The organism is Alistipes sp. An31A (assembly GCF_002159425.1).
Lineage (GTDB): Bacteria > Bacteroidota > Bacteroidia > Bacteroidales > Rikenellaceae > Alistipes > Alistipes excrementigallinarum.
This window is the reverse complement of sequence record NZ_NFIO01000020.1, coordinates 1-8,601: the sequence shown is the minus strand read 5'-3', so window position 1 is coordinate 8,601 and position 8,601 is coordinate 1. Positions and strand designations below refer to the sequence as shown.

General features: G+C 63.3%; 7 protein-coding genes and 1 tRNA gene. 5 read left to right on the top strand and 3 right to left on the bottom strand.

Annotated features, from left to right (window positions below):
- Positions 1-517: 517 nt before the first annotated feature.
- Positions 518-589 (bottom strand) — tRNA-Thr (locus B5F90_RS10615).
- 133 nt (positions 590-722) lie between these two features.
- Here B5F90_RS10615 and B5F90_RS10610 point away from each other — a divergent pair.
- Complete coding sequence (locus B5F90_RS10610) at positions 723-2,150, top strand: carbon starvation CstA family protein (RefSeq protein WP_087362777.1); 1,428 nt, start codon at positions 723-725, stop codon at positions 2,148-2,150.
- Entirely contained in the window at positions 2,131-2,817 is a 687-nt protein-coding gene (locus B5F90_RS10605; RefSeq protein WP_087362778.1) for a hypothetical protein, read from the top strand. The genes B5F90_RS10610 and B5F90_RS10605 overlap by 20 nt, the downstream gene beginning before the upstream one ends.
- Positions 2,818-3,355: 538 nt before the next feature.
- Here the strand turns inward: B5F90_RS10605 and B5F90_RS10600 are convergent.
- Both B5F90_RS10600 and murA read right to left on the bottom strand, forming a co-directional pair.
- A complete protein-coding gene (locus B5F90_RS10600; RefSeq protein ID WP_087362776.1) occupies positions 3,356-3,925 on the bottom strand; it encodes a thymidine kinase in 570 nt (189 codons plus the stop codon).
- 53 nt (positions 3,926-3,978) lie between these two features.
- The gene (gene murA, locus B5F90_RS10595; protein ID WP_087362775.1) at positions 3,979-5,295 is read right to left on the bottom strand and encodes a UDP-N-acetylglucosamine 1-carboxyvinyltransferase; all 1,317 of its coding nucleotides are present in this window, start codon (positions 5,293-5,295) and stop codon (positions 3,979-3,981) included.
- A 157-nt stretch (positions 5,296-5,452) separates the two neighbouring features.
- On the opposite strand from murA, the gene rpmH reads away from it, so the two are divergent.
- The 3 genes from rpmH to B5F90_RS10580 all read left to right on the top strand — a co-directional run bounded on the left by rpmH (position 5,453) and on the right by B5F90_RS10580 (position 7,171).
- Positions 5,453-5,614: a 50S ribosomal protein L34 gene (rpmH, locus tag B5F90_RS10590; protein ID WP_087362774.1), complete on the top strand. Its 162-nt coding sequence runs from the start codon at positions 5,453-5,455 to the stop codon at positions 5,612-5,614.
- A gap of 362 nt (positions 5,615-5,976) precedes the next feature.
- On the top strand, positions 5,977-6,582 hold the full coding sequence (locus B5F90_RS10585; RefSeq protein ID WP_087362773.1) for a GNAT family N-acetyltransferase: 606 nt from the start codon (positions 5,977-5,979) through the stop codon (positions 6,580-6,582).
- Positions 6,583-6,673: 91 nt separating this feature from the next.
- Complete coding sequence (locus B5F90_RS10580) at positions 6,674-7,171, top strand: GNAT family N-acetyltransferase (protein WP_087362772.1); 498 nt, start codon at positions 6,674-6,676, stop codon at positions 7,169-7,171.
- The last annotated feature ends 1,430 nt before the right edge of the window (positions 7,172-8,601 follow it).

The window sequence follows — 8,601 nt, the reverse complement described above, 5'->3', positions numbered from 1 at the left end:
TCTTTTTCTGACCATTTACCAGCCTCCCCTCCAGCCCTTCTCTGCCCCTTTGCCGGGCCCTCTCCAAACTTTTCTCGGGTCTTCTCGGCCCTTCTCCAGCTGCCGTCCAGTCCCCGTCCAGTCCCCGTCCAGTCCCCGTCCAGTCCCCGTCCAGTCCCCGTCCAGTCCCCGTCCAGTCCCCGTCCGGGCCCCCTCGAGTCCCTCTCCAGACCCTCTCCAGACCCTTTCCAGGCCCTTTTCAGGCCCTTTTCAGGCCCTTCCCGGACCCTTCGAAACCCTCCTCCAACCCCGCAGGACACAAAAAAAGAGGTCGCACCGTCGGTGCAACCTCCTCTTCCTGAGCCGAATCCGAGACTTGACTTCGCTTCGCTCATCTTTTCTCTGCTGCTTGCCGCAGGGGCGCTTTCGAAAGTCCGCCTCGCTGCGCGAGCCTCGATTCGCCATGAAAAAACCGCCTGCAAATTGCTTTGCGGCGGTTTTTCCTTGACGTCTCGGGTCTTGCGACCTTGGACTTTCGAGCCGAATCCGAGACTTGAACTCGGGACCCCTTCATTACGAGTGAAGTGCTCTACCACTGAGCTAATTCGGCCTGCCCGAACCTTGGCTTGATGCCGTTGGGTTCGCTTTGGGACTGCAAATATCTGAAAAAAATTTATTTCATGCAACAATTTTGCAAAAAAATTCACTATTCTTCTTATCTTCGCGTCAAATCTGACCGGGATATGATTACTTTTCTGGTATGTCTGGCTCTGCTGGTGACCGCCTACTTCACCTACGGGCGCTATCTGGAGCGGCAGGCGGGCGCCGACGCGTCGGCCGAGATGCCGTGCAGGCGCCTCTACGACGGGGTGGACTACGTGCCGCTGCCCCGCTGGCGCGCATTCCTCATCCAGCTGCTCAACATCGCCGGTACGGGCCCCATCTTCGGTGCGGTGCTCGGCGCATGCTTCGGCCCGGTCGCCTTCCTCTGGATTACCTTCGGCGGCATCTTCATGGGGGCCATGCACGACTACCTCTCGGGCATGATGCTCGTGCGCAACGACGGCCTGAGCATCCCCGAAGTGGTGGGGCGCTACCTGGGTGAGGGCATGCGGCACTTCATGCGCATCTTCTCGGTGCTGCTGCTCGTGCTCGTCGGTGCGGTCTTCCTGCTCAGCCCCGCGCAGCTGCTGGCCAACATGGTTCCCGCCATCTCCTGCCCGGTCTGGGTGTGGCTCATCCTGGCCTACTACTTCGTGGCGACGCTGCTGCCCATCGACAAGATTATCGGCCGCATCTACCCGCTCTTCGGCGTGGCGCTGGTGGCGATGGCCCTCGGCCTGCTGGGGGCAGTGATTGTGGGCGACTACCGGATTCCCGAGCTGACGACGCTGCACAACTTCCAACTCGACCCCGCACGCGTGCCGATTGTCCCGACGCTCTTCATCACCATCGCCTGCGGCGCCATCTCGGGCTTCCATGCCACGCAGTCGCCGCTGATGGCCCGCTGCGTGGGCAACGAGCGCGCCTGCCGCTCGGTCTTCTACGGCGCGATGATTTCCGAGAGCATCATCGCCCTCATCTGGGCCGCCGTGGCGATGGCCTTCTTCGGCGGTGCAGGCGAACTCTCGGCGGCGCTTGGCGAACACGGGGGCAGCGCCGCATGGGCCGTCGACACCATCTCGAACGGCATGCTGGGCGTCGTGGGCGGCGTGCTGGCGCTGCTGGGCGTCGTGGCTGCCCCCATCACCTCGGGCGATACGGCCTTCCGCTCGGCGCGGCTCATCATCGCCGACATGCTGCACCTCGAACAACGGAGCAAACTCAAACGATTCTATATCTGCATTCCTCTCTTTGCGGTGGGGTACTGGATTACGCAGGTCGATTTCGACGTCGTGTGGCGTTACTTCGCCTGGACCAACCAGACGCTCGCCACGATTGTCCTCTGGGCGATTGTCGTCTTCCTGCAGCGGCGGCGCAGCAACCGCTGGGTGGGGCTGCTGCCGGCCCTCTTCATGACCTTCGTCTGCTCGTCGTTCCTCTTCGTGTCGGACCAGTTTCTCGGCATGGAGAACCGCACGGCGGCCTATGCGTGCGGCGTGGCGGTGACGGTCGCGGTGACCGCGGGGATGCTCCTAAAACTGAAGCATGATGCAAAAAGCAACTCTTAATCCGACTCCGGACCAGACCTTCGAGGTGGAGGGCGCCGGGGCCTACGACTTTGCGAAGGTCCTGGCCCGTTCGCGCGAAATGGAGCGTGCGGGCAACGTCGAGGGGGCCTGCAACGAGCGCTATGCGGCCTTCCAGCGCCTCGCTGAGCTGATTCCCGAGAACGAGGAGGTGATTCTCGAGTGGAACCACCGCAACAGCCGTGCGGCGCTCGAACTGATTTACGCCTCGGCCGTCGACCACTTCCTCATCGACGACTTCGAGCTGTCGGCCGCGCTGCTCGAGATGCTGTTAGACCTGGACCCGGAGGACCACCTTGAGGGGTCGACGCTGCTGGCCTTCGACTATGTGGCCATGGACGAGCAGGAGCTCTTCGACGAGGTGGTCAACGACATCTCGGACAAGTATGCCGACCGCACGCTGCTGCTCCTCTGGTCGGGCTTCCGCCGCGACGGGCACCTTCCCGAGGGGGAGCTGCACCGCTTCAAGGTGAAGTTTGCCCCCTTCTATGCGGAGTTCACCGCTGCGGAGCATCCGGCCGACGAGGCCTACCTGCGCGACATCGAGAGCGAGCACCCCTCGGTCGGGGCGCAGGCGCGCGAGCTGTGGCTGCGCACCGAGAATCTCTGGACGCGCTGGCCCGAGTTCATCGCGGCGCTGCGGGGCTGACGCCGCCCCAGAGGCCGAGAAGGGTGCCGGGGCCGAAGGTTGCGGGGCTGAAGGTTGCGGCGCCGAAGGTTGCGGAAAAATGCCTCCGCCCGGGGCCGGGAATGGTGCTGGGGCCCGGATGTTGCCGGGCCGCACTGCCGCAGGGCGGATGAAACGGCGGCCCGGAACTTGCGGGAGAGCAGTGTCGCCCGAGGGGCTGTTGAACCGGCTGCTTTCCGGAAATCGTTCCGAATATCTGCCGGGCGGGACGCTGCCGAAGCTGCGCGGCGGCCCGGAGTGGACCGAATCCATGCGACGACCCGCCTCTTCCTTTGTGGAAGGGGCGGGTCGCCGTCTCTTTATGTTGTGTCCCGAGGGGTGGCGGGGGCCTCTGCGTGCCGACTGCGTGCCGGCTGCGGTGTCGGGGTGCGGCGTCGGGGGTGCAGCGTCGGGGGTGCGGCGTTGGCTCTGTCTGCCGGGAGCGGCTGCGGCGTCGGGGTGCGGCGTCGGCTCTGGCTGCCGGTCCCGGATGCAGCGACCCCTTGTCCGGCCGCGTCGGCTACTCCGACTCGGTGAGCGCCCGGAAGCAGTGGCGGCAGAGCGGCTCGTAGGAGTCCTGCGCCCCGAGCATCACCTGCTTGTCGTCGGCCGTCAGGCGGTGGGAGTGGTGGGCCAGGTTGCCGCAGCGGACGCAGATGGCGTGCACCTTGGTCACATACTCGGCCGTGGCCATCAGCTCGGGCATCGGCCCGAAGGGCTTGCCCGTGTAGTCCATGTCGAGCCCCGCCACGATGACGCGGATGCCGCTGTCGGCCAGCTTGCGGCAGACGTCGACAATCCCCTCGTCGAAGAACTGCGCCTCGTCGATGCCCACCACGTCGACCTCCGACGACATGAGCAGGATGTTCTGCGCCGTGTCTACGGGTGTCGAACGGATGGCGTTGGCGTCGTGCGAGACGACCTCCTCCTCCGAGTAGCGCACGTCGATGCGCGGTTTGTAGATTTCAACCTTCTGGTGGGCGAACTGCGCCCGTTTGAGGCGGCGGATGAGCTCCTCGGTCTTGCCCGAGAACATCGAGCCGCAGATGACTTCAATCCAGCCCTTGCGGCTGGCGTTTTCCAAAAACATAGGGGGTGTAACTTCTTGTATCTATGGGTTGTGTCGCATCGTCGGGCGCTGCGCTACTGGCAGTCGTCGATGCGGGTGATGCGTGCGCCGAGGGCGTTGAGCCGCAGGTCGATGTCCTTGTATCCGCGGTCAATCTGGCCGACGTTCTGAATCGTCGAGACGCCGTCGGCCGACATGGCGGCGATGAGCAGCGCCACGCCGGCGCGGATGTCGGGCGAGGTCATGCGCGTGGCCCTCAGCCGGATGCGGTGGTCGTGGCCGATGACCGTGGCGCGGTGCGGGTCGCAGAGGATAATCTGCGCCCCCATGTCGATGAGCTTGTCGACGAAGAAGAGGCGGCTCTCGAACATCTTTTGGTGGATGAGCACGGCGCCCTTGGCCTGGGTGGCCACCACGAGGAATATCGAAAGCAGGTCGGGGGTGAGTCCCGGCCACGGCGCGTCGGCGATGGTCATGATGGAGCCGTCGAGGAAGGTGTCGATGCTGTAGTGCTCCTGGGCGGGGATGTAGATGTCGTCGCCCCGCTGCTCGAAGCGGATGCCCATGCGGGCGAACTGGGCGGGGATGATGCCCAGGTTGTCGTAGGAGACGTTCTTGATGGTGAGCTCCGACTGGGTCATGGCGGCCATGCCGATGAAACTGCCCACCTCAATCATGTCGGGGAGCATCGTGTGTTCGGTGCCGCCCAGCGATTCGACCCCCTCGATGGTGAGCAGGTTGGAGGCGATGCCCGAGATGCGTGCGCCCATGCGGTTGAGCATGCGGCAGAGCTGCTGGATGTAGGGCTCGCAGGCGGCGTTGTAGATGCGCGTGGTGCCGCGGGCCAGCACGGCGGCCATGATGATGTTGGCCGTACCGGTCACCGAGGCCTCGTCGAGGAGCATGTAGGTGCCGCGCAGTTCGGCCCCCTCGACCATGAAGAACTCGTCGGCGATGTCGAAGTTGAACTTCGCGCCGAGCTTCTGGAAGCCGAGGAAGTGGGTGTCGAGGCGTCGGCGGCCGATTTTGTCACCGCCCGGTTTGGGGATGAAACCCTTTCCGAAGCGGCCGAGCATGGGGCCGATGAGCATCACCGAGCCGCGCAGCCGGGCGCAGCGGTTGCGGTAGTCCTCCGAGCGCATGTAGTCGAAGTCGAGGTCGGCGGCGCAGAAGGCGCAGCTCTCCTCCGAGAGCCACTCGACGCGCACGCCCATGCGGCCGAGCAGCTCGATGAGCTGCATCACGTCGATGATGCGGGGTATGTTGTGCACGACGACCCGTTCGGGGGTGAGCAGCGTTGCGCAGAGTATCTCCAGAGCCTCGTTCTTGGCGCCCTGGGGGGTGATTTCACCGTGGAGGCGGTGTCCGCCTTCAACCTGGAATATGGCCATAGTCTCGCTATTTTTCGATAAAGATAGGAAGAATTCGGCGCTTTTTCGGTGCAGGGCGGGAAATATTTTCGGGAAAAATTTTTGCGGATAACTTTTTTGTTGTACTTTTGCAGTCCGTAAAATAGTCTAAAACAATAAAAACTATACAGCTATGGCAATGAAGAGAACATACCAGCCCTCGCGCCGGAAGAGAATCAATAAGCATGGTTTCCGTCAGCGTATGGCTACGGCCAACGGACGCAAGGTTCTGGCGGCCCGTCGTGCCAAGGGACGTAAGAAGCTCACCGTTTCGGACGAGTCGACGTTCAAGTACGCTTAATTACGGAGATGCGGTTACGCTGGGCCGGCTGTTTGAACAGTCGGCCTTTGTCGTTCTGGGACGGACGGAACCAACAGACGGAACCGATGGTTCTGCGCCGGCCGTGCATTCCCGGCCGTTTCGAACCGGCCGCCCGAACCACCGACCCGAACCGACTGCGTGCACCGGCCGTGCAATCCCGGCCGCCCCGCGCCGGCAGACCCGTGCCGACGGCCGGAACCGACGGCCTGTGCCGGCCATGCAACCCCGGCCGCTTTGAACACGGCGCCCCGAGCCGACAGCTCCGCGCCGGCGGGCTGAACCTCCGAACCTTCCATTCTCCATCCTCCGATAAAGCGCCTCGATAAAGTACCTCTCCCACGGTGAATACCTCTTCCGATACCCCGTTCGATGCCTCCCGGCAGACCGAGGGCACGTGCCTTCGCACCGGGCGCCTGCTGCTGCGCCCCTGGCGCGAGGAGGACGCCGCCGAGCTCTACGGCCTGGCCTGCGACGAGCGGATAGGCCCGGCAGCGGGGTGGCTGCCCCACCGGAGCGTTGCCGAGAGCCGGCTGGTCATCCGCCTGGTCTTCTCGGCCCCCGAAACCTACGCCGTCGAGCTGCTCGAGACGGGGCGCCTCGCGGGGTGCGTCGGGCTGCTCTTCCCCGAGCGGAGCAACCTCCGTATCGGCCCGCACGACGCCGAGGTGGGTTACTGGCTCGGCACTCCCTACTGGGGCCGCGGGCTGATTCCCGAGGCGGTGCGCGCCCTCATGCGCCGGGCCTTCGGCCCGCTGGGGCTCGAGAATCTTTGGTGCTGCTCCTATGCCGGGAACCACAACTCGCTCCGCGTGCAGCAGAAGTGTGGCTTCCGTCCCCACCACGAGCTTCGCGACCACCTGAGCGAGGTGACGGGCGAGCGCCGCACGGAGCTGGTCCGGCGCATTACGCGTGACGAGTGGCTGCAATTTCCCGACCGCGACCGATAATATTCCGCTCCGTTCCTCCGTTGTCTGTTATAAAAAGGTGCCCCTCCCTCCTTGGGCCGGATGCCGACCTCCACGTAAAAACCGCACACCGATGATATCGATTCGACCTGCCGCCGAGAGCGACGCTCCGCTGATTCGCCGCCTTGCCGAGGTGGCCTTCCCGGCTACCTACCGCGAAATTCTGACCCCCGCCCAGCTGGACTACATGATGGAGTGGATGTATGGTGCGGAGAGCCTCCGCAACCAGTTCCGCGAGGGGCACGCCTACTTCATCGCCTCGTGCGACGGGACTCCGTGCGGCTACGTCTCGGTGCAGCGCGAGGGTGAGGAGCTCTTCCACCTCCAGAAGATTTACGTCCTGCCCGACTTCCAGGGACGGGGCGTGGGTGCCGCCCTCTTCCGTCAGGCCGTGGAGTATATCCGCAGCCAGCATCCGGCGCCCTGCCGCATGGAGCTCAACGTCAACCGCCACAACCGGGCGCTTCACTTCTACGAGCGGATGGGGATGCGGAAGCTGCGCGAGGGGGACTTCCCGATTGGCAACGGCTACTACATGAACGATTACATCATGGGGCTCGACATCCGGTAGCGGCGCCGGGTTCCCGGTGGCGGTCTTGGGTTTTCGGATTCTCGGATTCCCGGTGGTTTCAATGGTTCCGGGTGCTCCGGTAGCAACGTCGGGCATCCTGTTTGCAGTCCCGGCGTTCCGAGAGTGGCTCCGGCTCTCTGTCCGCACTACTTACCATTCGCCTATCCCGCTCTCCATTTGCGGAGCTCCTTGCCGTCCCGCCCTCTGCCCATCGCGTCCTCCAACCTTCCCGCCCTCCGACTCTCCCGCCCTCCGACTCTCCTGTCCTCCGCCTATTGCGCCCTCCGACTTTCCCGCTCGGCTCTCTGTCTGCGGCTCCGGCTCCGGCTTTCTGCCCGCACTCCATTTGCGAAGCTTCTCGCCGTCCTGCCCTCCGCCCATCGCGTCCTCCAACCTTCCCGCTCGGCTCACTGTCTGCCGCCTCGGCCCCGGCTCTCTGCCCGCACTCCATTTGCGAGGCTTCTCGCCGTTCCGCCCTCTGTCCGTTCCGCCCTCCGCCCGTCCCGTCCTCTGTCAGCTTTGCCCTCCGGTCTTTTTTCTGCCTGGCCCGCCTCTTTCTCTTCCTGACTCCGTCATCAATCTGGATGGGCATTTCAGGGGAGGACTTCCCTCGCGGACAGCTATTTTGCATCTTTCCAAGCGCCGGTTTTCAACACACTCTTACATACCTTATATATATAAGGAGCGAATGCCGTTTCCGTACACCTCCGGAAACGGTTCTGTTTTGTCGGTCAGATGCAGCCGCCTCCCTTCCTGTCTGCCTCTCCGCCTGCCTTCTCGTCCGCCGCACCTTCCACCTGAATTTTTTTCGTCTGCTGCATCTTTCTTCCTACCTCCCGCCCGACCTTTTTGCACCTTGCCGCATCCTTCGTCCGTCCTTTTTCGCCGGTTGCTCTGCCTCTGCTCCCATTTTTCACGGCTCATCGTGCCCTCCCGCCCGAATTTTTTCCGCCTGCCACATCCTTCACCGCTCCTCCCGCCCGACCTTTTAGCACCTTGCCACACCCTTCGTCCGCCCTTTTTCGCCGGTCGCCCCTCCCTAATTCCGGCTTTTCGCCCCTCGCGCCATTCCCCAATTCGATTTTTTCTCCGCCTGCCGCGCCCTTTTTTCCGCCTTTTCCCCGGAAATTTGCCGCCCCGTTCGGAAAAGTGAAGGCTCTTTTGCGGGCTTCTCCGTCCGAACTCCGTATCGGCCCAACCCCGACATCGGCTTTGCCCCGCCTCCTCCTCCGCCCGCAATCCTCCCGACACCGTTTTTACGGCCGAAACGCAAGTTGCAGATTTACAATGCGGTCCAAATTAAGGCAAAAAAATATTCAAAAAAATCTTTAAAAAGTTTGTAAAAAAGCTAAAAAAGTACTTATCTTTGCACCCGCTTTGAGAGAGAAACCCGCGAGGGTTTGGAACTCGAGGCGGAGCAAGGTTCTTTC